Origin of the sequence: Nesterenkonia sandarakina, from assembly GCF_013410215.1 — a bacterium.
GTDB lineage: Bacteria > Actinomycetota > Actinomycetes > Actinomycetales > Micrococcaceae > Nesterenkonia > Nesterenkonia sandarakina.
In genome coordinates this window covers 1,130,979-1,154,510 of sequence record NZ_JACCFQ010000001.1, presented here as the reverse complement: position 1 = coordinate 1,154,510, position 23,532 = coordinate 1,130,979, and the positions used below count along the sequence as shown (strand labels likewise).

General features: G+C 68.2%; 22 protein-coding genes. 1 reads left to right on the top strand and 21 read right to left on the bottom strand.

Annotated elements, in window-relative coordinates; genetic code table 11:
* Window positions 1–128: 128 nt before the first annotated feature.
* From HNR11_RS05455 to HNR11_RS05360, 20 genes are all read right to left on the bottom strand, one after another.
* Window positions 129–431 (bottom strand): histone-like nucleoid-structuring protein Lsr2, encoded by a 303-nt coding sequence (locus HNR11_RS05455; RefSeq protein WP_058888012.1) that lies wholly within the window; start codon window positions 429–431, stop codon window positions 129–131.
* A gap of 253 nt (window positions 432–684) precedes the next feature.
* On the bottom strand, window positions 685–873 hold the full coding sequence (locus HNR11_RS05450; protein ID WP_179441457.1) for a hypothetical protein: 189 nt from the start codon (window positions 871–873) through the stop codon (window positions 685–687).
* Between the two features lie 79 nt (window positions 874–952).
* A complete protein-coding gene (gene lysS, locus HNR11_RS05445; RefSeq protein ID WP_179441456.1) occupies window positions 953–2,482 on the bottom strand; it encodes a lysine--tRNA ligase in 1,530 nt (509 codons plus the stop codon).
* A 143-nt stretch (window positions 2,483–2,625) separates the two neighbouring features.
* Window positions 2,626–4,611, bottom strand: coding sequence for a M13 family metallopeptidase (locus HNR11_RS05440; protein WP_179441455.1), 1,986 nt, complete (start codon window positions 4,609–4,611; stop codon window positions 2,626–2,628).
* A gap of 9 nt (window positions 4,612–4,620) precedes the next feature.
* Complete coding sequence (panC, locus tag HNR11_RS05435) at window positions 4,621–5,562, bottom strand: pantoate--beta-alanine ligase (RefSeq protein WP_179441454.1); 942 nt, start codon at window positions 5,560–5,562, stop codon at window positions 4,621–4,623.
* A gap of 31 nt (window positions 5,563–5,593) precedes the next feature.
* Window positions 5,594–6,520 carry a DUF2520 domain-containing protein gene (locus tag HNR11_RS05430; RefSeq protein WP_218849657.1) on the bottom strand — a complete coding sequence of 309 codons (927 nt, stop codon included), beginning with the start codon at window positions 6,518–6,520 and terminating at the stop codon, window positions 5,594–5,596.
* Window positions 6,510–8,378, bottom strand: coding sequence for a PH domain-containing protein (locus tag HNR11_RS05425; RefSeq protein WP_179441453.1), 1,869 nt, complete (start codon window positions 8,376–8,378; stop codon window positions 6,510–6,512). Before HNR11_RS05425 ends, HNR11_RS05430 begins: the two co-directional genes overlap by 11 nt.
* Window positions 8,379–8,386: 8 nt before the next feature.
* The gene (locus HNR11_RS05420; RefSeq protein WP_179441452.1) at window positions 8,387–8,899 is read right to left on the bottom strand and encodes a PH domain-containing protein; all 513 of its coding nucleotides are present in this window, start codon (window positions 8,897–8,899) and stop codon (window positions 8,387–8,389) included.
* Complete coding sequence (locus tag HNR11_RS05415) at window positions 8,880–9,428, bottom strand: DUF3180 family protein (protein WP_179441451.1); 549 nt, start codon at window positions 9,426–9,428, stop codon at window positions 8,880–8,882. The genes HNR11_RS05420 and HNR11_RS05415 overlap by 20 nt, the downstream gene beginning before the upstream one ends.
* Window positions 9,425–10,402 carry a 2-amino-4-hydroxy-6-hydroxymethyldihydropteridine diphosphokinase gene (folK, locus tag HNR11_RS05410; RefSeq protein ID WP_179441450.1) on the bottom strand — a complete coding sequence of 326 codons (978 nt, stop codon included), beginning with the start codon at window positions 10,400–10,402 and terminating at the stop codon, window positions 9,425–9,427. Before folK ends, HNR11_RS05415 begins: the two co-directional genes overlap by 4 nt.
* A gap of 4 nt (window positions 10,403–10,406) precedes the next feature.
* Entirely contained in the window at window positions 10,407–11,231 is an 825-nt protein-coding gene (gene folP / locus HNR11_RS05405) for a dihydropteroate synthase (RefSeq protein ID WP_179441449.1), read from the bottom strand.
* A gap of 103 nt (window positions 11,232–11,334) precedes the next feature.
* Window positions 11,335–11,958 (bottom strand): GTP cyclohydrolase I FolE, encoded by a 624-nt coding sequence (gene folE, locus HNR11_RS05400; protein ID WP_179441448.1) that lies wholly within the window; start codon window positions 11,956–11,958, stop codon window positions 11,335–11,337.
* Window positions 11,951–13,912 carry an ATP-dependent zinc metalloprotease FtsH gene (ftsH, locus tag HNR11_RS05395; RefSeq protein ID WP_058888001.1) on the bottom strand — a complete coding sequence of 654 codons (1,962 nt, stop codon included), beginning with the start codon at window positions 13,910–13,912 and terminating at the stop codon, window positions 11,951–11,953. The genes folE and ftsH overlap by 8 nt, the downstream gene beginning before the upstream one ends.
* Window positions 13,913–14,023: 111 nt before the next feature.
* Window positions 14,024–14,575 (bottom strand): hypoxanthine phosphoribosyltransferase, encoded by a 552-nt coding sequence (hpt, locus tag HNR11_RS05390; protein ID WP_179441447.1) that lies wholly within the window; start codon window positions 14,573–14,575, stop codon window positions 14,024–14,026.
* Between the two features lie 39 nt (window positions 14,576–14,614).
* Window positions 14,615–15,646 carry a tRNA lysidine(34) synthetase TilS gene (gene tilS, locus HNR11_RS05385; protein WP_343050594.1) on the bottom strand — a complete coding sequence of 344 codons (1,032 nt, stop codon included), beginning with the start codon at window positions 15,644–15,646 and terminating at the stop codon, window positions 14,615–14,617.
* Window positions 15,643–16,713, bottom strand: coding sequence for a zinc-dependent metalloprotease (locus tag HNR11_RS05380; RefSeq protein WP_179441445.1), 1,071 nt, complete (start codon window positions 16,711–16,713; stop codon window positions 15,643–15,645). Before HNR11_RS05380 ends, tilS begins: the two co-directional genes overlap by 4 nt.
* Window positions 16,714–16,761: 48 nt before the next feature.
* A complete protein-coding gene (locus tag HNR11_RS05375; protein WP_058887998.1) occupies window positions 16,762–17,592 on the bottom strand; it encodes an oxidoreductase in 831 nt (276 codons plus the stop codon).
* Window positions 17,593–17,815: 223 nt separating this feature from the next.
* Complete coding sequence (locus tag HNR11_RS05370; RefSeq protein ID WP_058888177.1) at window positions 17,816–18,295, bottom strand: inorganic diphosphatase; 480 nt, start codon at window positions 18,293–18,295, stop codon at window positions 17,816–17,818.
* Between the two features lie 173 nt (window positions 18,296–18,468).
* Entirely contained in the window at window positions 18,469–19,731 is a 1,263-nt protein-coding gene (locus HNR11_RS05365; RefSeq protein WP_179441444.1) for a DNA glycosylase AlkZ-like family protein, read from the bottom strand.
* Window positions 19,724–20,491: a GNAT family N-acetyltransferase gene (locus HNR11_RS05360; protein ID WP_179441443.1), complete on the bottom strand. Its 768-nt coding sequence runs from the start codon at window positions 20,489–20,491 to the stop codon at window positions 19,724–19,726. The genes HNR11_RS05365 and HNR11_RS05360 overlap by 8 nt, the downstream gene beginning before the upstream one ends.
* Before the next feature lie 138 nt (window positions 20,492–20,629).
* Between HNR11_RS05360 and HNR11_RS05355 the strand changes: the two genes are divergently transcribed.
* Window positions 20,630–22,345, top strand: coding sequence for a carbon starvation CstA family protein (locus HNR11_RS05355; RefSeq protein ID WP_179441442.1), 1,716 nt, complete (start codon window positions 20,630–20,632; stop codon window positions 22,343–22,345).
* Window positions 22,346–22,472: 127 nt separating this feature from the next.
* On the opposite strand, the gene HNR11_RS05350 is transcribed toward HNR11_RS05355, so the two are convergent.
* Entirely contained in the window at window positions 22,473–23,336 is an 864-nt protein-coding gene (locus tag HNR11_RS05350; RefSeq protein WP_425488256.1) for an HAD family hydrolase, read from the bottom strand.
* Window positions 23,337–23,532: the final 196 nt, after the last annotated feature.

The following is a 23,532-nucleotide window of genomic DNA, read 5'->3' as shown; positions in this document are numbered from 1 at the left end:
AGTCGACGCGCCCGGCGGGCGTGATTGCACAGAGACGTGTTGCCCGGTCACAGCATGAGGCTGCGACCGGGCAACACGTCAGAACAAAGGTTTCTCGGTGCTGAAACCTTCCGAAGCGACTGGAACGATCAGCGCTTCTTGGCGTTTCGATAAGCCTCCACGATGTCGCGGTGCAGGCGACCTCTGCTGGAGACCTGATAGCCGTTCTTCACGGCCCAGTCCCGAATCTGACGGGCCTCATTCTGGGGGGATGGCGGTGCAATCGCCCGCCCCTTGCGGATGTACTTCTTCAGCGTCTCGCGAAGCTCCTTGGCATGCTCATCGCTGAGGTCAATCTCATAAAAACGGGAGTCCAGTCCAAAAGTGACCGTCTCTTTCGCTTCGGTGCCGTCCAGATCATCGACGAGAACCACTTCTACCTTCTGAGCCATCTCATACACCTCACTGCTCACTCACACGTCGAGACTCATGAGTTTCATCTCTCGTGACGCTTTTTCATACTGCGACAGATCAAGAACGATCTATGTAGTGTCGAGTATTTCAACAAAAGCAATTCTTGGTCAAGCCGAGCAGATTCAGTGATTTACCAGCTTGCAAGATGCTTCTGTTGAGCAACCAGTTTCTAGACCGAAGACGGTCATGACTGGTTGCCCGGAACAATCAGATTGAGCGCACAGGAGTGATTCAGCGGCGCGTTTCCGGTGACCCCTGATCGGGCTTGAACCCCTTGTCGGAGGCCTCATCCCGCACCTGAGTCTCGGCTGCGCGCTCATTTCGATCAGCCCGGAAGATAGACCGGATCGCGAACCAGAAGACCAGCCCTACGCCGATAGAGGGTGCAAGAACTTCGAAGTACGTCCAGAAGTTTTCCATTAGATTCCTTGCTTGCATTCAGGTTTAAAAGGCGAAGCTGACATTGAATATCAGCGTACGCGTTTTATCGGCGCGGCGTTCAGCCCTGAGCCTCAGGTTTCAACAGCGGGAACAGGATCGTCTCGCGGATGCCGGTTCCGGTGAAGAGCATCACCAGACGATCGATGCCCAGGCCGATCCCACCCATGGGCGGGGCGCCGTACTCCAGGGCGCGCAGGAAGTCCTCGTCATGCTGCATCGCCTCGTCGTCCCCGGCGGCAGCCATGCGGGACTGCTGAACGAGCCGTTCCCGCTGCAGCACCGGGTCCACCAGCTCCGAGAAGGCGGTGCCGCGCTCCATGCCGCCGATGATCAGGTCCCACGCCTCGATGACCCCGGGCTTCTCCCGGTGCGCCCGGGCCAGCGGCTGTGCCGCGGGCGGATAGTCGCAGACGAAGGTGGGCTGGATCAGGGTGGGCTCCACGATCTCGCCGAAGAGCTCCAGGACCAGCTTCTGCGCGTCCCAGGCCGGGTCCACCGAGACCTGATGCTCCTCGGCGATGGTACGCAGCGTCTGTGCAGGAGTCTCCGGAGTGATCTCCGTGCCGACCGCCTCGGAGAGCCCCGGGTAGACGGAGACCCAGGCCCACTCGCCGTCGAGGTCAATGACGCCTTGCTCGGTCTCGATCTGGCGGCTGACACCTGCGGCGTCGGCGGCGTTGAGAATCATCTCGCGCATCCGCTCGGCCATCACGTACATATCCGCCCAGGCCTCGTAGGACTCCAAGGTGGTGAACTCCGGGGAATGCGTGGAGTCCACGCCCTCGTTGCGGAACACCCGGCCGATCTCGAAGACCCGATCAATGCCGCCCACGACTGCCCGCTTGAGATAGAGCTCCGTGGCGATGCGCAGAGTCATGTCCTGATCAAAGGCATTGAGGTGCGTCTGGAACGGCCGCGCCTGGGCGCCGCCGTGGATCAGCTGCAGCATGGGGGTCTCCACCTCCACATATCCGCGCCCGTGCAGGGTCTCACGGATGGAGCGGGTGATCGCCGCCCGGCGGAACACCATCTGCCGCGCCTCGTCGCGGACGATCAGGTCCGCGTAGCGCTGACGGACCCGGGTCTCCTCGTTGAGCTCTGCATGGAGCACCGGCAGCGGCCGGACAGCCTTGGAAGCGATCTCGAAGGAACTCGCCATGATGGAGAGCTCGCCGCGGCGCGAGGCGATGACCTCTCCGCTGACGCGCACGTGGTCCCCGAGGTCCACCAGCGCCTTCCAGTCGGCGAGCGCAGCCTCCCCCACCTCGGCCAGTGAGATCATCGCCTGCAGTCGGACGCCCGCGCCATCGGGGCCGCCCTCCTGCAGGGTGGCGAAGCAGAGCTTGCCGGTGTTGCGCACGAACATCACCCGACCGGCCACCGCCACGGTCTCGCCCGTGGCGGCCCCGGGCTCAAGGTCCGGGAAGCGCGCGCGGACCTCTGCGAGCGAGGCGGAACGCTCGACGACCACGGGATAGGGCTGGACGCCGGAGGCGAGCAGCCGCTCACGCTTGTCCAGTCGCACGGCGCGCTGGTCGTTGGTGTCAAGGTCATTGGGGCCGGGGGCGGCGGAGTTCTGGGCAGTCACAGTCGAATATTCTACGTGCCTTGCGCCGTGGCCGACTCGCGCCGGCCTCGCCTGCCTCCGGCCCGGACCGACCCGGCACTGACTCGGCCCGCCCTCAGCTCAGCCCGACACCACCCCAGCCCGCCGCCAGTCCGGTCCCCGGCTCACCAGATCGTGACGCGCTCCTGCGGGGGCAGGTACATCCCGTCTCCGGGCTGGGTCTGGAACGCGGCGTGGAAGGCGTCGAGGTTCTTGACCACCTGGGTGGCGCGGAACTCCGCCGGAGAGTGTGGGTCGATGCTGATCAGCGTGACCGCGCGCTCGGGACGGGTGAGGTTCCGCCAGGCCTGCGCCCAGGCGAAGAAGAACCGCTGATCGGCGCTGTAGCCCTCGACGTCGTCGGCTTCTGTGCCCTGGGCCTGCAGCCATACCCGGTAGGCCTTGTGCGCAATGCCCAGCCCGCCGAGGTCCCCGATGTTCTCTCCCAGGGTCAGCTCGCCGTTGACCGTGTGCTCCGGGGCCTGGGACGGCACCAGGGCGCTGTACTGTTCCACCAGCTTGGAGGTGCGCTCCTCGAAGGCGCTGCGATCCGCATCGGTCCACCAGTTGCTCAGCGAACCGTCGGCGCCGTAGCGGGATCCCTGGTCATCGAAGCCGTGGCCCAGCTCATGTCCGATCACTGCCCCGATGGCGCCGAAGTTCTGCGCCATGTCCCGCTCGGCGGAGAAGAACGGGGGCTGCAGGATCGCGGCCGGGAAGCAGATCACGTTCTCCAGCGGAGAGTAGTAGGCGTTCACGGTCTGCGGGTTCATGTGCCACTCGTCGGGGTCCGGTCCCTCGTCGAGCTTGGCGATGTCACGCTCCCATTCGAACGCCGCGGCGCGACGGACGTTGGCCACCACGTCCGCCGGGTCCACCTGGACGCCGGAGTAGTCGATCCAGCGTTCCGGGAAGCCGACCATCGGCTTGAACGCGTCCAGCTTCTCGAGGGCGCGTGACCTGGTCTCCTCGCCCATCCAGCTCAGCGTGCTGATGGACTCGCGGTAGGCCTCGATGAGCGCACCGATCAGCTCGTCCATCGCGGCCCGCGCCTGGGGCGGGTAGTGCCGGGCCACGTAGATCTGCGCCACGTCCTCGCCGAGGTGGGCGTTGGTCAGCGCGACTCCGCGCTTCCAGCGCTCCTTGAGCTGCTGCGCCCCGGAGAGCCGCTTGGAATAGAAGTCGAAGTTCTCGTTCACCAGCTCCTCGTGCAGCAGCGGTGCGGCCCAGCGCAGCAGCTGGACCCGCAGCCAGAGCTTCCAGGTCTGCAGCGGCTGATCGGTGAGCGCGGCCTGCATCCCGGGGAGCACATCGGGCTGGGCGAGCACGAGCTGCGCGGTGTGCCGCGGGGCCAGCCCCCAGCCGGCGAACGCCTCCCGCAGCAGCGGCATCAGGGCCTCAGCCTCGTCGTCGGTGACCAGGTTGTAGCGCTTCTGCGCATCACGCAGCGTCACCTTGTCCCAGTGGCTGCGCGCGATGACCCGCTCCAGAGCGACGACGTCGGCGGCCGCCTCGGCGGCGTCGCTGACTCCGCTGAGCTCGAGCACCCGGACCAGGTGCTCCTGGTAGGCCGCGAGGATCTCGGAGAGCTTCTCCTCGCGGTAGTAGGACTCATCGGGCAGACCGAGCCCAGACTGCATGACGTGCCAGAGCATCCGGGTGGGATCCCCGGCGTCGCGCATCGCCCCGGCGACGAAGATCCCGCCCACGCCCTGGCGCTGCCAGGAGGCGGAGAGCCGCACCAGGTCCTCGGCGCTGCTCACGGACTCCAGCTGGGCGAGCATCGACTCGATGGGCGCCAGGCCGCGCTGCTCGGCGGCCTCGGCGTCCATGAAGGAGGTGTAGAAGGCGCCGATGCGCCCGGCGATGGCAGGGTCAGCCTCGCCGATCTCTCCCGCCGCGGCCTCCTCCAGGATCTGCCGAACATCCGCCTCGGCCTTGTCACGCAGCTCGTGGAAGGACCCATAGGCGTCCATGTCCGCAGGGATCTCGGCGGTCTTGAGCCATTCCCCGTTGACGTGGCGCTGCAGGTCATCCTGGGGGCGCACGTCGGGATCGATATACGGAAAGGACTCGGTGGCGTTCGGGCTGCTGCTGGCGGTGTCGGTCATGGACTCAGCCTACTCCCGAGGCTGTGACCTGCCCGGATCCAGCGAGATGTTGTCGATCAGTCGCACCGGACCCACCCGGGCCGCGATCAGCGCCAGGGCCGGTCCCTGCAGGACCCCGTGCACGTCCAGCAGATCCCCTCCGGGGTGAAGCTCCCGCAGGGTGCCCGGGTCCACGACCACCAGGTAGTCCAGATCCACACCGGTGGTCGCGTTCAGCTCCGAGACCTGATCGGCCAGCCCCAGGGGCCGCCCGGCCGCGGCGTCGTCCTCCAGGGCGAAGAGCGCGGCGGAGAGCGCGAGCGCGGAAGCGTAGTCATGCTCATCCAGACGCTGATTCCGGCTGGAACGGGCAAGTCCGTGCTCATCGCGCACGATCGAGACCGTGCGGATGACCACATCGAGGTTCAGGTCTGCGGTCATCCGAGTGATGATCGCGACCTGCTCGGCATCTTTGGCGCCGAACCAGGCCTCGAGTCTCCCCGGCGCCGGGGGGCTCATGATGTTGAAGAGCTTCGCGACCACGGTGACCACCCCGTCAAAGTGTCCGGGGCGGGCCGCGCCCTCCCAGCGATGTCCGAGCTCCCCAGCGCTGACCCGGACCTGCGGGAGATGGGGGTCACCGGGGTACATCTCGGCGATCTCCGGGAGGAAGATCAGATCCACCCCGTGCTCGCCCAGCAGGGCGACGTCCTGCTCCGGGGTGCGCGGATAGTGCTGGTAGTCGGCGTCGTCGTCGAACTGCAACGGGTTCACGAAGATCGAGGCGATGACGATGTCCGAGGCTGCCCGGGCGGCGTCGATCAGCACGCCATGCCCGGAGTGCAGCGCCCCCATGGTGGGGACCAATCCGACGACCGGGGCGGACCCATGCTGCTGGAGGTGCCCGGCGACCGCCTCGGCGAGCGCGGCGCGGAAACTGGCGATGGTGGTCAGGACCTGCGGTGGATTCACCGGACCAGTCTAGGTCCGTGACGGCGCCGGGTCAGGCGTCGAGGACGTCGAGCAGCTCTGCGGCCTTCCCCGAGGTGATCACGCCGCGGTCCAGGGCGCGCTGGGTGGTGGCCCTGGCCATCGCCATATAAGCGGTGCGGATGTCCGCCGGCAGCTCCGAGCCCGCCAGGAGCTGCACGTGACGCCGCAGGGTGCCGGTGTCGCCGCGCGCCACCGGGCCGGTCAGCGCGCTCTCCCCAGAGGCCAGCGCGTTGTCCAGAGAGGCCTGCATCAGCGGGCGCAGGACGGTCTCGGCATGATCCACCCCGATCCGGTGCAGCATCTCTGCGGACTGACCGGTGATCGTGTTCAGGTGGTTCGAGGCATGCGCCAGCGCCGCGTGATAGGTGAGCCGGTCGGGCTCCCGGATGACCACCGGCTCCCCGCCCATCTCCACCACCAGGGCCTGAGCGATCGGCAGCACCGGGCCCGGCGCGGTCACCCCGAAGGCGCAGGTGTGCAGCTTCTGCAGGTCCATGCTCAGCCCGGTGAAGGTCATCGCGGGGTGGATCGCCAGCCCGATGGCCCCGCGGCTCTGGGCAGGGGCGAGCACCTCAGTGCCGTAGCGCCCGGAGGTGTGCACGATCAGCTGCCCGGCCTGGATGTGCCCGGCCTCGGCCAGCCCGGAGACCAGCTCGGCCACGGCGTCGTCGGGCACCGCGAGCAGCACCAGCTCGGCGCGGCGCATGATCTCCGGGATCTCCAGCACCGGCACCCCGCCCAGCAGGGACTCCGCCCGGTTGCGCGAGTCCTCGGAGACGGCATGGGCGCCGATCACCGAGTGACCGGCACCGCGCAGCGCGGCGCCCAGCACCGAGCCGACCTTCCCGGCGGAGATCACTCCGACGCCGAGGCGGCCTTCCCGCTGGGCGGGCGGGAGCTCCGCGGCGTAGGGGTCCACGGGCTGATCAACGGTCACGGGGCTCCTGCTCCTGATGAGTCGGGGGTACGGCGGGGTCTCGCGGTGCGGCGGGGTCTTGCGGTGCGGCGGGCGAGGCGGGGCCGTGGGGTGCCTCGGCGAGCGAACCCGCAGCGTCAGGCTCTGCAGCGTGGGGGGCCTCCGGTGCGGCCAGCGCCTCGGCGGCCTTGCGCTCGAACTCCTGGAGCTCCTCGGGACGCATCCAGTGGTTGCGGTCGCTGTAGCGCCGAGCCCTGGCGGCCTGCTGGGACTCGTATTCGAAGAGATCCTGGACCGCGTGCAGGTCCTGGTTCTTCAGCTTGGCCGCGAACGGGCCGGCTGGAGAGTGGATGGAGATGTCTGCGATCCTCCGACGGCGCTGCAGCGGCCCCTGGTGCAGACTCAGCGACTGGATCCGTTCATGCGGGACCATGGTCAGCTGCCGCGAGGCTCTCCCATCGCGGAACATCAGCGCGGTCGGTGTGGTGCGGAATCCGCGCCGCCGGCGCACGATGGGGTCGAAGAAGCGGGCCCGACGGGGCACCTCGGAGTAGCCGAGCTCCGTGCCCACACCGGTGAGACCGGCGGTGAACACCTCTTCGGGGTTCTGAACCTGCAGGTCAGGGAACATCTCCGCGGCGGTGGCCATGACGTCGTCGAGCCGGCCCACCGGCAGCAGCACCGAGCGCTTCTCTCCGATGCCGTAGCCGGCCACGGTCACCACGATCTTGAACCACTTGAACGGGCGCCAGAGCACCGGCTGCTGGATCTGCAGCGCCTGCACCCGCCCGGGCGGGATCGTCTGGTTGGTGGTCTCGAGCAGTCCGTAGCGCACGCGCAGCCCGGAGCTGGTGGCGGTGGAGGTGAATCCGAAGCCGGTGCTGAACTGCTGGTAGTAGATCGTGATGGCGGCGATCCCCATGGGAATCACGGCGGGAAGCGCAGCTCCGGTGAGCACCGCCCAGACCGAGGCCGATCCGCCGTCGGCGCCGAAGCTGAGGCCGATTCCGAGACCGATCACCGCGGTGAGCACGATGATCAGCACGAAGACCGTGCCCCAGCCGCTGAGCACCGAGCCGATCAGCCGACCGGTGGGGACCTTGGCGATCAGCCGATCCGCAGCCATGGCCGGACGTTGGGCCGCCTCGGAAGGGACCGCTCCGGACGGGCCCTGGGTTGAGTCGGCGTCGACCGGGAGGGCCTGGTCTGGGTAGCCGGGGTGCCCAGCCCCGTGCAGAGGCCCCGGAGCCGGATAGCCCTGCGCGGGGGATGGGCGCTCGGCGCTCGCAGCGGGCTCGTCACGGCCCGCCGCGCGGTCCATGATCTCCGAGCGCAGCTCTTCGGCCTGGGTCTTCTTCAAGAACGCCAGGGTCGCGGCGGTGCCGTCGCCCTCTGCCACCTCGAACTTGAGCTCGGCGAGGCCGGTGAGTCGGGCCAGCAGCGGCTGGCGCAGGTCCACCGCCTGGACCCGGTCGATCCGGGCCTGACGGTGCTGGCGCACGAAGATCCCCGATTTCATCATCACGTGCTCGGCGGTGATCTTGTACCGGGTGAACCACCAGGAGAGCACGAAGCCGGCGAAGATCAGCGCGATCACCAGCAGCACTGCAAGCGCACCGAGCAGGAACGGCGTGGGGTTGGACTCCACGCTGCGCTGGATCTCTCCGCTGCGGAACGCCTGCCAGGCGTCCGTCCAGGTCTGCCAGTTGTAGCTGAGAAAGATGCCGGGGATCGCGACGACGGCGAGTCCGCCGCGCACCAGCGGGCTCAGCGGGTGGACCTTGGTCCAGCTGGCATCGAACCACCGCTCGGTCGCGGCGGCGGATTCCCCGCCAGCCTGACCCCCGGAGGGCTGCTGCTCGGTGGCCTGGTCCTCCATGTCCGCGCTCACAGACCGGCCAGCCGGGCCTGGCCACGGATGGAGAGCTCTTCCCGAAGCCGCGCACCCTCCTGACGCGAGGCCCCCGGGATGACAGCGTCGGTGGCCGCGGCTGCGGTCTTCAGCTGCACAGTGCACAGACCGTAGCGGCGCATCAGTGGGCCGGCCTCGATGTCCACGTACTGCAGCCGCCCGTAGGGCACCGCGACCATCCGCTGGAAGAGGATGCCGCGGCGGATCAGCAGGTCGTCCTCGCGCTCGTGGTAGCCGATGGAGCGGATGCGTCGAGGGATCAGACTCAGATCGACGGCCGCCCAGACCAGCACCACGGCGGAGACAGCGATCTTGATCCACAGTGGAATGCCTCCGAAGACGCCGATCGCGTCGAGCACGATCGGGGTCGCGACGATCGCCGCTGTGATCGCCCAGCCGAGGATCCCGGTGATGAACTTCACGGTGATGTACCGCTCGTCCACTCGGGTCCAGGTGACACCGGTGGGGTCAATGGGTTCCGCGGGCATAGCCCTCCTCGGGTATTTGTCCTGTGTCGCGTCTGGTCGGTCCGCGGCGCTGCTGGCCCGTTGGATTCTCATCCGGCGGAACCCTGCAGAGCAGCTCGACGACGAATCCAATGATCACCCAGATCACGCCGCCCGTGATCATCAACAAGGATGAGTTCACGTTCGGCGCGGTCAGCGCCGCCGCGGGGACCAGGTCACCGAGGATACCCGCATGCCAGCCCGCGATCAGCGCCCCCGCATAGGCTCCGGCCTGGCCCGCGGTCAGCACCCGCACCGCGTGCAGCGGGTGCAGGCTGCGCTGACGACGCCGGCCCTGCGCCGCGGCCCTCGCGATCCGGCGCTGGTCGCGCCAGACCAGCAGCCCCAGGGTCAGCACGATCAGCGCGATGCCGAGCACGGTGACCAGGGAGGTGCGCGGCAGCACCGGGGAGCCCATCCCCTGGGCCGACATCCAGACCGTGGTGATGAATCCGGTCAGGGCGGCCAGGGCTGCGATGAGCAGCAGGCGCAGGGCGGAGAGCCGGCTCACGGTGCATGCTCCAGCGGCTGCACGGTGTCGAAGTCTGCGGTGTCCCGGGCCAGTTCGGCCACGGGGCGCCCTGCCAGGTGCGCCTGTGGGTCCATCCAGGTCCAGGGCACCAGCACGAATCCGCGCTGGGCGGCCCGGGGATGCGGCACCTGCAGCGTCTCCGAGGAGATCCGCTCCTGCCCGTAGCTGATGATGTCGATGTCCAGGGTGCGCGGACCCCAGCGGATCTCGCCGTTCTCCGCGCCGCGGGCTCGGTGGTGCTCCGCCTCGATGGCCTGGGTGCGCCGGAGCAGCTCCTGCGGGCTCAGCGTGGTCGCGATCTCGATGACCTGGTTCAGGAAGTCCGGCTGATCGGCCGGTCCTCCCACGGGACTGGTCCGGGCCACCGGGGACTGCTTCAGGACCCGGACCCGCTGGGTCCCCTCCAGCGCGGTGACCGCGGAGGCCAGGGTCACGGCGGACTCGCCGAGGTTCGAGCCCAGGGCCAGCACCGCAGCGACCTCGGCGCCGGATGCCCCCGCGGGGTCCTGCCCGGAGGTCTGTCCGGCAGCCAGGTCGGGGGCCAGGTCGGCCGCGGGGTCGGCCAAGAGGTCGGCACGGTCCCGACGGGCCGTCACCGAGACGTCCTGGAAGCTCTGCGGAAGCGGAGCCTGGGGCTTGTGCACGGTCACCTCGGTCGCGGCGATGCGCTCGTCTCTGCGCAGGATCGCCCGGGCCAGATGCTCGGCGAGCGCCTCGATCAGGTCGAAGGGCGCCCCGGTGATCCCGGCCTGGACCAGTTCGGCGATCTCCACATAGGAGACCGTGTCAGCCAGGTCATCGCTGCGACCGGCCGCACGGAAGTCCAGGGTGAGTTCCACATCGACCCGGAAGGTCTGGCCCTCGCGCTTCTCGAAGTCGAAGACTCCGTGGTGGCCGGTGGCTGTGAGTCCGGTGAGCCGGATGCTGTCACGGGGCCTGCTCCTGCTCGACATCTCTCTAGCTTCTCAGCTTGGCGATGACTTGGACAGCATCCAGGCTTGCCTGCACGTCGTGGACCCGGACACCCCAGACTCCGGCCTGGGCAGCGATCGCCGAGAGCACCGCAGTGGCGGTGTCCCGGGTCTCCCCCGAGCTGACCGGGGCGAGGAACCCCTTGCGAGAGGCACCGAAGAGCACCCGGTGACCCAGCCTGACGAAGGTCTCCAGGCCGCGGACCAGCTCCCAGTTCTGTTCGTGGGTCTTGGAGAACCCGATCCCGGGGTCAAGGATCAGCTGCTCCCGGCGGGCCCCGGCGTGAAGGTAACTCCCGCGCACCGCGAGCAGCTCCGCGGTCACGTCCTCGAGCAGCGAGTCGTAGTCGGTCAGGGCGCCCATGCTCTGGGCGTCGCCGCGATTATGCGTGATCACGATCTGCGCCCCGGATTCGGCGATCAGTTCCGGCATGGCGGGATCGGTGAGCGCACCGGAAACGTCGTTGATGGTCAGGGTGCGCGGGTCCACCCCGGCGCGGTCGGCGCACTGCAGCGCGGCCAGCGCGGTGGCTGCCCGGCGGGTGTCCACAGAGACCGTGATCCCGCAGCCCAGCAGCTCCTTGAGCACCGGGAGGATGCGGCGCTGCTCCTCGGCCACCGGGGTGGGCTCGGCGCCTGGCCGGGTGGACTCCCCGCCGACGTCGATCATCGCTGCCCCGAGCTGGGTCATGCGCAGCGCCTCGGTCACCGCCGAGGCGACGTCGACGGTCCCGGCGTCGTCATCGAAGCGTCCGCCGTCGGAGAAAGAGTCCGGGGTGAGATTCAGGATCCCCATGATGGACGTGCTCATCTGGCCCTCCACTTCGGTTCCGCTGGGGTGCTTCGGCTGCGCTGGTTCGGCTGTGACGCTTCGCCGCGGTCCTTCACTGCGCTGCTTCGGCTAAAGATCAAGCCTACTGCGGGCGGCCGTGCAACATCAGGCTCATCGCCTCAGCCCGGGTGGCGGCGTCGCGGAGCTGTCCGCGCACCGCGGAGGTGATGGTCCGCGCGCCGGGCTTGGAGACTCCCCGCATGGACATGCACAGGTGCTCGGCCTCCACCACGACGATCGCACCGCCCGGTGCCAGATGCTCCACCAGGGCGTCCACCACCTGGGTGGTGAGCTGCTCCTGGACCTGGGGGCGCTTCGCGAAGATGTCCACCAACCGGGCCAGCTTGCTCAGACCGGTGACCTTGCCCTCCGGGGAGGGGATGTACCCGATGTGGGCGTGGCCGAAGAAGGGCACCAGATGGTGCTCACAGGTGGAGTAGAAGGGAACGTCGCGGACCAGCACGAGCTCCTCATGGCCGATGTCGAAGGTGGTGGACATCAGCTCGGCCGGGTCCTCCCGCAGCCCCTGGAACGCCTCCTCGTAGGCCCGGGCCACCCGGGCGGGGGTGCCTTTGAGGCCCTCACGCTGCGGGTCCTCCCCCACCGCGAGCAGGATCTCGCGCACCGCGGCCTCGATGCGCGGCAGATCCACCGCGCCCGGGGTCGCCGACGCGGCGGGGTCCGAGGCGCTGCGCCGATCAGGCATCGGTGCTCTCGCCGTCGAACTGGTAGTCCGGATCCCGCTGGTCCTCCGGCACCACCTCGGAGGTGATCGTGACCGGACGCCCGGGGGAGGATTCCCAGACCTGGCGCACCGGACGCTTGATCACGTCGTGGAAGATCGCGGCGACCTCGTGGGCATTGAGCGTCTCCACGCGCAGCAGCTCCTCGGCGAGCCGATCCAGGACATGCCGGTTCTCGTGCAGCGCATGGTAGGCCTCGTCATGGGCCTCATCGATGATCGCGCGGACCTCAGAGTCCACGACGGCGGCGAGGTCCTCGGAATACTCCTTGCCCTGGGCCATCTCGCGTCCCAGGAACGGGCTGGAGTCTGACGAGCCGAGCTTCACCGAGCCCACCCTGGCGCTCATGCCGTATTCAGTGACCATCCGGCGCGCGGTCTCGGTGGCCTTCTGGATATCGTTCGCGGCCCCGGTGGAGGGGTCCTTGAAGACGATCTCCTCGGCCACCCGGCCGCCCATCGCGTAGGCGATGGTGTCCAGCAGCTCGTTGCGGGTGGTGGAGTACTTGTCCTCCTCCGGCACGACCATGGTGTAGCCCAGGGCACGGCCGCGCGGCAGGATGGTGATCTTGGTGACCGGGGCCGAGTAGTTCAGCGCCGCCGCGACCAGGGCGTGTCCGCCCTCGTGATACGCGGTAACCCGGCGCTCGTGGTCCTTCATCAGTCGGGTGCGCTTCTGCGGTCCAGCCATGACCCGGTCGATGGCCTCATCGATCGCGCGGTCATCGATCAGGTCCGCATTGGAGCGCGCAGTGAGCAGGGCGGCCTCGTTGAGCACATTGGCGAGATCGGCGCCGGTGTAGCCCGGGGTCTTGCGGGCCACGGCCTTGAGGTCGACATCCTCGACCATCGGCTTGCCCTTGGCGTGGACCTCGAGGATCGCGCGCCGCCCGGCAAAGTCCGGAGCCTCCACCGGGATCTGGCGGTCGAAGCGTCCGGGGCGCAGCAGCGCAGGGTCCAGCACATCGGGACGGTTGGTGGCGGCGATGACAATGATGTTGGTGTTCGCATCGAACCCGTCCATCTCCACCAGCAGCTGGTTCAGGGTCTGTTCCCGCTCATCGTTGCCGCCGCCGACTCCGGCGCCGCGCTGACGACCCACGGCGTCGATCTCATCGACGAAGATGATGGCCGGGGCGTTCTCCTTGGCCTGCTTGAACAGGTCCCGGACGCGGGAGGCGCCCACGCCGACGAACATCTCCACGAAGTCCGAACCGGAGATCGAGTAGAAGGCTCCCCCGGCCTCCCCTGCCACGGCCTTGGCCAGCAGGGTCTTGCCGGTGCCGGGTGCTCCGTAGAGCAGCACGCCCTTGGGGATCTTGGCACCCAGGCGCTGGAACTTCTCCGGCTCGGACAGGAACTCCTTGATCTCGTGGAGCTCCTCCACCGCCTCCTCGGCTCCGGCCACGTCGCCGAAGGCCACCTGGGGCATGTCCTTGTCGAACATCTTGGCCTTGGACTTGCCGAACTGCATCACCCGGGAGTTGCCCCCGGACATCCGGGTCAGCAGCCAGATGAAGAGCAGCGCGATGATCAGGAAGGGGATCATGAAGCCGAGCATGGAGAGCAGCCAGTTCGACTGCTCGGGCTCATCGGTGTAGCCCTCGAGCTCGGCGTCGGCGATGGCCTGGACCACCGTCTCGGCGCGCGCCGAGGAGTAGAAGAAGTGGACGACGTCGCCGACTTCCTCACCGTCCTGCTCGTAGGGCGAGCTCAGGTTCAGATCGACCCGCTGATCGCCGTCCTCCACCGAGGCTTCGACGACCTCACCGTCGGCGAGCAGCTCCATGCCGATATTGGTGTCCACCCGCTGGCCGTTGGCCGAGGAGGAGAACATCATCGGCACGACGAGCAGCAGCAGCACCACTGCCAGGACGATCCAGAACAGTGGGCCGGTGAAGATCTTCTTGAAGTTCATGCAGCTCCGTCAGACGCAGATGTGCCTAGCCTGGCTTGAGTGCTAGGGCCTCTAAAGGTACTCGGGCTCCACGTCGCGCGGGTAACCGGTTCGGCGACGTTCGCCGCCAGCTCACTGGTAGATATGCGGAGCCAGGATCCCGACACAGTCGAGGTTGCGGTACTTCTCGGCGAAGTCCAGGCCGTAGCCCACGACGAACTTGTTCGGGATGTCCATGCCGACGTACTTCACGTCGATGTCGACCTTGACCGCGTCGGGCTTGCGGAAGAGCGTGCAGATCTCCAGGGTGGCCGGGCCGCGGGACTCCAGGTTGGTCTTCAGCCAGGACAGCGTGAGCCCGGAGTCGATGATGTCCTCGACGATGAGCACGTGCCGGTTCATCAGGTCCGCGTCGAGGTCCTTCAGGATCCGCACCACCCCGGAGGACTTGGTGCCGGAGCCGTAGGAGGACACCGCCATCCAGTCCATGGTCACATGCGAGCGCAGCGCCCGGGCCAGATCGGCCATGACCATGACCGCACCCTTGAGGACACCGACCAACAGCACATCCTTGTCTGCGTAGTCCCGGTCGATGACTGCTGCAAGTTCTCTGATCTTCGCGTCGATCTCTTCCTTGGTGTAGAGCACCTCGGTGAGATCTGCTTTGACATCCTGAGCGTCCATGGGTGGTGTCCAGCTCCTAGTAGATAAGTCTCGCGTTCCTCAGTTCAGGCGTGGAACGATGACAAGTTTCGCATAGTCCGGGCTCCCCCGCGTCCCGCGGTGCGCGCTGACCCCGCCCTCGAGCTCGATCGGACCCGCGGATCCGCTGCGGTGCAGGAGATTCTCCACGGCGGTGAGCCGCTCGTAGGAGGGGGTGGCGCCGCCCGCGGCGATGACGGCGAGCGCGATCACCCGGCGGCGGATCGCCGGCGGCTCGTCGCCCAGCGCCTGCAGCTCCATCCTCAACTGACCCTCTGCGCCGGGGTCCTCGAGCAGCAGCTCGAAGCGCGCCTTCGCCGCCTGATCCAGATAGTCCGCGTCCTCGGCGGCGATCTGCGCGGTGCGCGCCAGGGAATCCGTGATGCTGCTGCTCAGCCGCGCCTCCAGGTAGGGCAGGATCTCGGTGCGGATCCTGGAGCGCAGGAATCGAGGGTCCGTGTTGGCCGGATCCTGCCAGGGACTCAGCTGCGCGTGGGCGCAGATCTGCTCGGTCTCGTCCCGGGTCAGGCCCAGCAGCGGGCGCCGGAAGGGACCGCGCACCGCCGGGATCCCGGCGAGGCTGCGGGTCCCGGAGCCGCGTGCCAACCCCAGCAGAACCTGTTCGGCCTGGTCATCGCGGGTATGGCCCAACAGGATCCGCTGGGCGCCGGTCTGCTCCAGCGCCTGGGCGAATGCCCGGTACCTGGCGGTGCGCGCGGCAGCCTCGGGACCGGCCGTGGAGTTCGGGTCCACTCTCGCCTGCACGGAGATCACCGGGTCCAGGCCCAGGCCGGTGAGCTGGGTCAGCGCCGCGGCGGTGACCGCCTCGCTGTCGGGGTGCAGCTGGTGATCGACGACGACGGCGCCGACCCGCCCGGCACCGGTCGTGCCGTCGGCGGTGCTGCGGCGCCGGTGGTGAAATGCCGCGGCGGCGGCAAGGGCCAGGGAGTCCGCGCCACCGGAGCAGGCCACCAGGGTCAGGCCTTCCGGGTCCAGGGCGGCCTCCACGGCGCGCCGGGCTCGATTCACCGCATCAGGAAAGCGCGGGCTCACGCCAGCCTCATGCGCTCGATCCATTCCTGCGGGTGGTGCAGCTCCTGCTCGGTGGGCAGATGCTCGGGCGATTCCCAGATGATGTTGAAGGAGTCCATGCCGATGGTCTCCACGAGGTGCCCGACGAACTTCTGTCCGTCCCGGTACTGCGCAGCCTTGACATCGAGCTGGAGCAGCCTGCGGATGAACTTCTCCAACGGGGTGCGGGTCTTGCCGCGGGCTTCGAAGCGCCGCCGGATGGTCTTCACGCTGGGCACGATCGAGGCGTCCACACCGTCCATGATGACGTTCGCGTGGCCTTCGAGAAGGCTCATCACCGCAGTCAGGTGGGACATCGTCTCGCGGTCCTGCGGAGTCTGAATGACCTCGATCAGGCCGCGCCCGGCCCGGATCTGCTCGATGACCTCACCGAGCCGGTCACCCAGCCCGGAGGCCATGCCCATGGTGGAGGAGCTCAGCTCGGTGATCTTCGACTTCAGATGGTCCGCCAGCCACGGTGCGGCGGCGAACTGCACCCGGTGGGTCTGTTCGTGCAGGCACACCCAGAGCCGGAAGTCTTCGGGGACCACGTTGAGCTCGCGAGTGATCTCCACGATGTTCGGGGCGACCAGGATCAGCCGGTTCTGCGTGAAGGGGTCGAACTGGCCGAGCACGTTGGCGGAGAGGAAGGCCAGCACCGCGCCGAGCTCGGCTCCGGCGAAGGAGGAGCCGAAGACCTGCGCGTTGGAGCCCTCCCTGCCCAGTTCTGGCTTCTGCTCCAGGGCGATCTTCAATGCCGGTCCCAGCAGCTCCCGGAAGCTCTGCACGTTGGCCTTGGACCAGGTGGCGCGATCCACGATCAGGGTCTCGGCGGGATCGGCTCCCAGGTTCTGGGCCGCATCCAGGCCGGTGATCCGGTGCACGTGATCCACTGCGGCTGCGGCGGCGCCGCGCAGCGCGGCCACCTCCTGCTGGACCTGGGCAGCGCTGAACCGGGGCCCCGCAGGCGCGACTCGCGCCGCCGTCGTGCTGGCGAGCTCCCAGTTGATCATCAGGTCACCGGCTTGAGCCTCGGAGATGCTGTTCATCTCTCCATCACACCACAACAACCCTTCAGCCGGGGCAGGGCCGGGGCCTCAGCCCATGATCCGGCCGGTCACCTGGTCGAGCAGCTTGTCGCTGAGCATCCGGCGGCCGAAGAGCCCCACCCAGGCGAGGTGCCCCAGCGCGTAACGGGTGCGTGGCCGTGAGCTGGTGGCGGCGCGCTCGATCACTCGGGCGATGACCTCGGGGCCCGAGGCGCGGCGCTGCACGCCGGCGGGGTTCAGGATCCCGCGGGCGAGCCCTTCGACGCGGTGCGCGTAGTCCCCGTCCCCGGAGGCTCGGCGGGCCGAGTCCAGTGCGTGGGCGCCCCATTCGGTCTTGATCGCTCCGGGCTGGACCACCACCACGCGGACCCCGAAGGGGGCCACCTCCTGGCGCAGCGAGTCGCTGAAGCCCTCGAGCGCGAACTTCGTGGCGTGGTACCACCCGCCCAGGGGTCCGGCCACCTTCCCCGCCACCGAGGAGACGTTGATGATGGTGCCGGTGCCGTGGGAGCGCATCATGGGCAGGCTCAGCTGCACCAGCCGGGCCAGTCCGAAGAGGTTGACCTCGAACTGCCGGCGCGCCTCCTCCAGCGGCACATCCTCCACGGCACCGAAGGAGCCGTAGCCGGCGTTGTTCACCAACACGTCGAGCCGTCCGGTGTCCTCCCGGATCTGCTTCACCGCGGTGGTCAGCGAGCCCTCGTCGAGCAGGTCGAGCACCAGCGGGACGACGCCGTCTCCGCGCAGCTCCTCGAGTCGCTCAGCACGGCGCGCGGCGCCGTAGACGAGGTACCCGGCGGCGGCGAGTCTGCGCGCGGTCGCCGCGCCGATCCCCGAAGAGGCACCGGTGACCAGCGCGACGGGCTGAGGGGAGGTCATGCTGTGGGCCTTTGCGTGTGGTGGTGGCGGAATCCGCGAGCGCCCTCGGGTGACCGCGGCGAACGCTGGGAGTCGGGGCGGGCCGGAGGGTCCCGTGAGGAGACGGAGAAGACCGCAGGCATGCATCGAGTGGGCGTCTTGAGGGAGGGTTCCTGGCCGGAGCGGCGGGGAGATCCCTGAATTCGATCCCCAGTTCGCCCACTCGATGAGAGGTGGGGCTGGGTCAGCCCTTGAAGCGCTCGATGGAGCGGGTCAGCTCGGCCTCGGCCTCGGCACGGCCGGCCCAGCCTTCGATCTTGACCCACTTGCCGGGCTCGAGGTCCTTATAGCGGGTGAAGAAGTGCTCGATCTCCTGGCGCGTCCACTGATCCACGTCCTCGAGCTCCTGGATGTGGTCGAAGCGCTTGTCCTTGGGGACACAGAGCAGCTTGGCGTCACCGCCGCCGTCGTCGGTCATGTTCAGCACGCCCACCGGGCGGGACTCCACGACGACGCCGGGAACCAGGTCCACTCCGGGGATCCAGACCATGGCGTCCAACGGGTCACCGTCTTCTCCGAGGGTGTCGTCGAAGTAGCCGTAGTGGGTCGGGTACTGCATCGGGGTGAAGAGCACCCGGTCGAGACGCAGCCGGTGGGTCTCGTGGTCGATCTCGTACTTCACGCGCGAGCCTTCAGGGATTTCGATGGTGACATCGTGGGTCAGGGCCACGGGTCCTCCTCATGTTGAGCGTCAAGGGCGGCGTCATGCGGCCGCGCGGGGTGCCCGTGGAGGCCCCGGTGCGCGCCCGTTTCCACGCCCAAGCGTACACAGTGCACCCGCTCGCAGCGGGACGGAGTCACAGCGCCGCAGGGTCGCCGGGTCACAGCGTCGCAGGGTCACAGGTCCTCGGGGAGCTGCACCCGGGTGCCGAGCTGGGTGCCCAGCGTCCTGGCTCCGGCCCGGACGCGCGCGGTCACGGAGCGGGTGCTGTGTCCAGGCTCGGGGAAGACCTGGTTGATCTGCAGCACCGGGCCCACGCGCTGGAGGTCCACCCGGCCCACGAGCTCGGTGCCGGAGAGCACCGCCATGACGTAGTGGCCATAGCGCCGCTTGTCCTTGGGCACATAGGCCTCGAAGGTGTAGTCGAAGCCGAAGATCCGCCGAGCCCGGCCGCGGTCTCGCAGCAACGGATCGAACGGGCCGATCAGTCGGGACTGCGCGGCGGGAGCTGTGCCGGCCGGCGGCAGGTCCTCGGGCGGGCGTTGAAGCAGCTGCGGGTCGCAGTAGCCGAGGTCCTTCCAGCCCGGCACCCGCAGCTCGGTGAGTCCTGCCAGCGCGATGCCGTGGGCGGCGTCGGCGGAGGCGAGGTGGTAGTGGTGCGCGAAGTCGGCCACGGTCATCACCCCCAGGGTTCCCGCGGCCCGGCGCGCCAGGTCGGCGCGCAGCTGCTCCGGCGGCAGGTGGGCGGCCTGAAGGACCGCAGCGGGCAGCGCACGTTCTGGCAGGTCGAAGAGTCGAATGATGCCGTTGCGGGCCGTGATCACCAGCTCCCCGGTGCGGACCATGAGCTCTGCCGCCTGCTTGATCTCCGACCAGTTCCAGCCGGTGGTGCGGGTGGTGCCCAGCGCGGCTTCGATGGCGCCGATCTGTGACCCGTCGGGCGCCGCGGCGACGACCTCCCGGATCCGCTCCCGCATCCCAGTGTCCAGCTGCCGCCCGTAGGTCTCGCGGACGCGTTCCCGGCGCAGCTGCAGCAGGGGCCAGTCCTCGATCGGGAACACACAGGCCACCTTGGTGAAGGCCTCGAAGGAGACCGGCTCCCCGTGCAGCGGCGCCCCGGCGGGCCAGAGCGAGGAGTCGACCTCCTCGGCGCGTGCGCTGCGCGGCAGCCGGGTCAGCGTGGTGAGCCGTTGGGCGGTGGAGACCCGGGTCAGCGGGTCCAGCTGGATCAGCCCGATGCCGCGCAGCACCTCGGCCGCATCGTCATAGAACCCGGGACCGGCGGGGGGTGGGATGTGCTGGGCTTCGACGACGACGCCGCGGACCCAGTCCGCGGTGACCGGATGCGGCGTCGTCGTCGACGGTGCGCAGGCCGTGGTGGGGGCTTCGGTACGGGCAGGCGTGGGCGCGTCGCCGAGGTGAGTCTCGGGCTCAGTCATCGCCGAAGAAGCGCTTGAGCTCGGCGTTGCCCGTCACCTGGATCTGGAAGCCCGGACGGAGCAGGTCGTTCTTCGGCAGCCGGAACAGGTGCTCCCACTCCGGTTCGACCCCGTGGGCGTCGGGGACCCGCTGGGTGCCGGAAGTGAAGTAACCCAGGGATTCGGAGACCCGGCGGGAGCGTTCGTTCCAGGTATAGGCGCCCGACTCGGCGTATTCCGCGCCGAAGTGGTCGAAGGCCCAGAGCAGCATCGCCGCTCGAGCCTCGGTGCCCAGGCCCTGACCCTGCCGGTCCGCGCGCAGCCAGCTGCCGGAACTGACCGTGCGCAGGATGGGCCAGTCGTGGGCGTAGCAGTCCTGCACCCCGATCAGCTCGGCAGGCTGTCCGCGCCCAGGCTGTCCAGGTCCGGGCTGCCCAGGTCCGGGCTGCCCGGCTGTGGAAGTCTCGTCGCCGGAGTCTTTGAGGAAGACCCCGAATGCCAGATGCCAGTGCTCCGGGCTCACCGCGGAGCGGGTGGACCAGAGAAACGGCAGCGACGCCTTGATGAGCGCTTCCGGGTCCTTCTCATTCCAGGCTTGGCGGAAGGGATTCCGGGTGGTGTGTGTGACCCCAGAGCTTGCGGCGGCCACGTAGGCGGGGAAGTCGGTCTCGCGCACGACGCGCAGCTCAAGGCGGGGAGACTCGATGCGCAGGCCGAAGGGCGGCCAGATCTCCTCCAGAGTTCTCTCGAGGGTCACCGGGGGCTCGCTGGGCTGGGGCATCACATGATCCTAACTTCCCGGTGCAACCACGCGGTGTCCCCGGTCACACATTGCCGCGTACTATGTCTGGCATCACATCATTCGCACCGTAACCGGTGCCTGCCTTGGGGGCAGGCACCCCTCAATGAGGAGGACACGATGGACGGGGTCAATTCTCTGGTCATCGCCGTGATCGGCATCGCCATGATGCTGAGCGGCTATTTTCTCTATTCGCGGTTCCTCGCGAAGAAGGTCTACAAGCTCAACGCCGAGTTCAAGACGCCGGCGCACCAGTTCAACGACGGCGTGGACTACGTCCCCACCAACCGTTACGTGCTCTGGGGTCACCACTTCACCTCGGTCGCAGGGGCCGCACCGATCGTGGGGCCCGCCGTCGCCGTGATCTGGGGCTGGCTGCCGGCCTTCCTCTGGGTGACCATCGGCACCGTGTTCATCGCGGGCATGCACGACCTGGGCGCCCTCTGGGCCTCCCAGCGCAACCGCGGACAGTCGATCGGCACCCTCTCGGGCCGCTACATCAGCGCCCGCGGCCGCAACCTGTTCCTGGTCGTGGTGTTCCTGCTGCTGCTCATGGTGGTCGCCGCCTTCGCCGTGGTGATCTCGAACCTGCTGGTCGCCCAGCCGGGGGCGGTCATCCCGACCTGGGGCGCGCTGCTGGTCGCGCTGGCCGTGGGTCAGGCGATCTACCGGTTCCGCTGGAACCTGCTGGCGGTGACCGCCGTCGGCGTGATCGCGCTCTATGGCCTGATCATCCTGGGCAACTCCTACCCGATCAGCCTGCCGGAGAGCACCTTCGGGCTGGCGCCCAACGGCGTATGGATCATCGTGCTCTTCCTCTACGCCGGCATCGCCTCGCTGCTGCCGGTGTGGGTGCTGCTGCAGCCGCGTGACTACATCAACGGCGTGCAGCTGTTCATCGGGCTCGGCATCCTCTACGGCGCCACCATGTTCGCCACCCCGACCATCGTGGCCCCGGCGATCAACACGAACCTGCCTGAGGGCACGCCCTCGATGATCCCGCTGCTGTTCGTCACGATCGCCTGCGGCGCGATCTCCGGCTTCCACGGGACTGTGGCCAGCGGCACCACCTCCAAGCAGCTGGACCGTGAGACCGACGCCCGGTTCGTGGGCTACTTCGGCGCCGTGGGCGAGGGGCTGCTGGCGCTGGGCGCGATCATCGCGACCACCGCAGGCTTCCAGACGCTGGCCCAGTGGGAGGACGTCTACGCCTCCTTCAACGACAACCCGGTCGGGAACTTCGTCGAGGGCGGCGGCGCCATCGTCAACGCCGGCCTCGGGATCCCGGTGGACCTCTCGGCCACCATCCTGGCCACCATGGCGGTGCTCTTCGCCGCGACCACCATGGACACCGGTGTCCGCCTGATGCGCTTCGTGGTCCAGGAGATCGGCGAGCTGGCCAAGATCCGGATCGGCGTCATCGCGGCCACGGTGATCGTGATCGTGATCGGCGGAGGCCTGACCTTCTCGCAGGGCGCCGACGGCTCCGGCGGCATGCTGATCTGGCCGCTGTTCGGCACCACCAACCAGCTGCTCGCCTCACTGACCATGGGCATCATCGTGGTGATGCTGATGCGCAAGAGGCGCCCGTTCCTGCCGGTGCTGATCCCGATGGCGTTCGTGCTCGTGATGAGCTCCTGGGCCGCAGTGGTTCAGGTGTTCAGCTTCTTCAACGGCGGCGAGTGGCTGCTGTTCTCCATCAACGTGGTGATCATCTTCGCCGCGGTCTGGGTGCTGGCCGAATGCATCATGTCCATGAAGCGGGCCCTGAGCGGGAAGAAGGAGCCCGAGGACGACGTCGCGCTCACCGCAGAGGAGAAGCTGCCGCTGCGCTGATCAGGGCGGGTTCGCGCCGGTGCCCTCCGGCCACCCCACCCCTCACATCGAGTGTGCAATTTGTTCGGGTTTTCGACCGGGAGCGGTCACAAGAACCCGCCGAATTGCACACTCGATGTGTTTCCCGTCAGTCCTGCGGCAGCAGACTCCGCAGGACCGGGACCAGGCCGTCCTCCTCCACCGGGGCAGTGAGCTCGTCGGCGGCCTCGACGACCTCCTGGGGCGCCTGCCCCATGGCCACACCGCGAGCCGCCCAAGCGAGCATCTCGATGTCATTGCGACCGTCGCCGACGGCCACGGTGTCTTCGGAAGGCACCTGCAGCCTCTCGCGCAGCGCCTCCAGGGAAGAGCCCTTGGTGACGCCGGCGGCGGCGATGTCCAGCCAGGCCGACCAGCCCACCGAATAGGTCACACCATGCAGCCCGATGCTCTGCACCGCGACCGCGAACTCCTCGGCGGTGGACTCGGTGGAGTTGACCACCAGTCGGACAGCCTCGGCCTGCTTCATCTCCTGGAAGCTCACGCCGCGGGCGTCGAGGCCGAAGGACATGTCCTCGAAGCGCTCCGTGGAGAGGAAGTCTCCGACCGAGGTCTCGATGGCGTAGCGCGCATTCGGCAGCCGATCCACCAGCGCGTCGAGCGCGGGGGCTGGATCGAAGACCCGACGATCCAGCACCTCGTAGCCCTCCTCCAGAGACACATCGATGCGCACGGTCACTCCCCCGTTGCTGCATACCGCGTAGCCGTGTTCGATGCCGAAGGTCTCGATCACTGGAAGCGTCGCCGGAAGCGAACGACCCGTGGAGACCACGACGGTGTGTCCATCTGCCACCAGGGCGCGACCGGCCTGCTTCACGGCCTCGGACATGCGGCCGTCGTGGAAGACGATCGTGCCGTCCACGTCCAGGCAGACCATCTTCTTGCCCGGCGTGTGGGAGAAGCTGCCACCTGCGCCGGCCGGCGGGATCGAGAACTCTTCAGAAGTTGTCATTGCCGATGTATTCACTGTCATCACACTCGCTCAGAAGGGGTAACCGGTCATTATGCCTCATGGGTCAGTCTCGCACTGCCGCGACCCCTGGTTCGGCACGAATAGGCCGAACTATGGGCTTTTGGGTACTGTTGCCATACTTGTCACTTCGCGTTTCACTGCCGCCGTCCGCCTGGTCCTCAGCCGGGTCGCCGGC

What these genes read in the sequence shown, in the direction of transcription:
- HNR11_RS05455 (WP_058888012.1), bottom strand. Translation starts at nt 431, where the DNA reads ATGGCTCAGAAGGTAGAAGTGGTTCTCGTCGATGATCTGGACGGCACC.
- HNR11_RS05450 (WP_179441457.1), bottom strand. Translation starts at nt 873, where the DNA reads ATGGAAAACTTCTGGACGTACTTCGAAGTTCTTGCACCCTCTATCGGC.
- HNR11_RS05440 (WP_179441455.1), bottom strand. Translation starts at nt 4,611, where the DNA reads ATGACCGACACCGCCAGCAGCAGCCCGAACGCCACCGAGTCCTTTCCG.
- HNR11_RS05425 (WP_179441453.1), bottom strand. Translation starts at nt 8,378, where the DNA reads ATGGAGGACCAGGCCACCGAGCAGCAGCCCTCCGGGGGTCAGGCTGGC.
- HNR11_RS05420 (WP_179441452.1), bottom strand. Translation starts at nt 8,899, where the DNA reads ATGCCCGCGGAACCCATTGACCCCACCGGTGTCACCTGGACCCGAGTG.
- folK (WP_179441450.1), bottom strand. Translation starts at nt 10,402, where the DNA reads ATGTCGAGCAGGAGCAGGCCCCGTGACAGCATCCGGCTCACCGGACTC.
- folP (WP_179441449.1), bottom strand. Translation starts at nt 11,231, where the DNA reads ATGAGCACGTCCATCATGGGGATCCTGAATCTCACCCCGGACTCTTTC.
- folE (WP_179441448.1), bottom strand. Translation starts at nt 11,958, where the DNA reads ATGCCTGATCGGCGCAGCGCCTCGGACCCCGCCGCGTCGGCGACCCCG.
- ftsH (WP_058888001.1), bottom strand. Translation starts at nt 13,912, where the DNA reads ATGAACTTCAAGAAGATCTTCACCGGCCCACTGTTCTGGATCGTCCTG.
- hpt (WP_179441447.1), bottom strand. Translation starts at nt 14,575, where the DNA reads ATGGACGCTCAGGATGTCAAAGCAGATCTCACCGAGGTGCTCTACACC.
- HNR11_RS05380 (WP_179441445.1), bottom strand. Translation starts at nt 16,713, where the DNA reads ATGAACAGCATCTCCGAGGCTCAAGCCGGTGACCTGATGATCAACTGG.
- HNR11_RS05375 (WP_058887998.1), bottom strand. Translation starts at nt 17,592, where the DNA reads ATGACCTCCCCTCAGCCCGTCGCGCTGGTCACCGGTGCCTCTTCGGGG.
- HNR11_RS05365 (WP_179441444.1), bottom strand. Translation starts at nt 19,731, where the DNA reads ATGACTGAGCCCGAGACTCACCTCGGCGACGCGCCCACGCCTGCCCGT.
- HNR11_RS05360 (WP_179441443.1), bottom strand. Translation starts at nt 20,491, where the DNA reads ATGCCCCAGCCCAGCGAGCCCCCGGTGACCCTCGAGAGAACTCTGGAG.
- HNR11_RS05355 (WP_179441442.1), top strand. Translation starts at nt 20,630, where the DNA reads ATGGACGGGGTCAATTCTCTGGTCATCGCCGTGATCGGCATCGCCATG.
- HNR11_RS05350 (WP_425488256.1), bottom strand. Translation starts at nt 23,336, where the DNA reads ATGACAACTTCTGAAGAGTTCTCGATCCCGCCGGCCGGCGCAGGTGGC.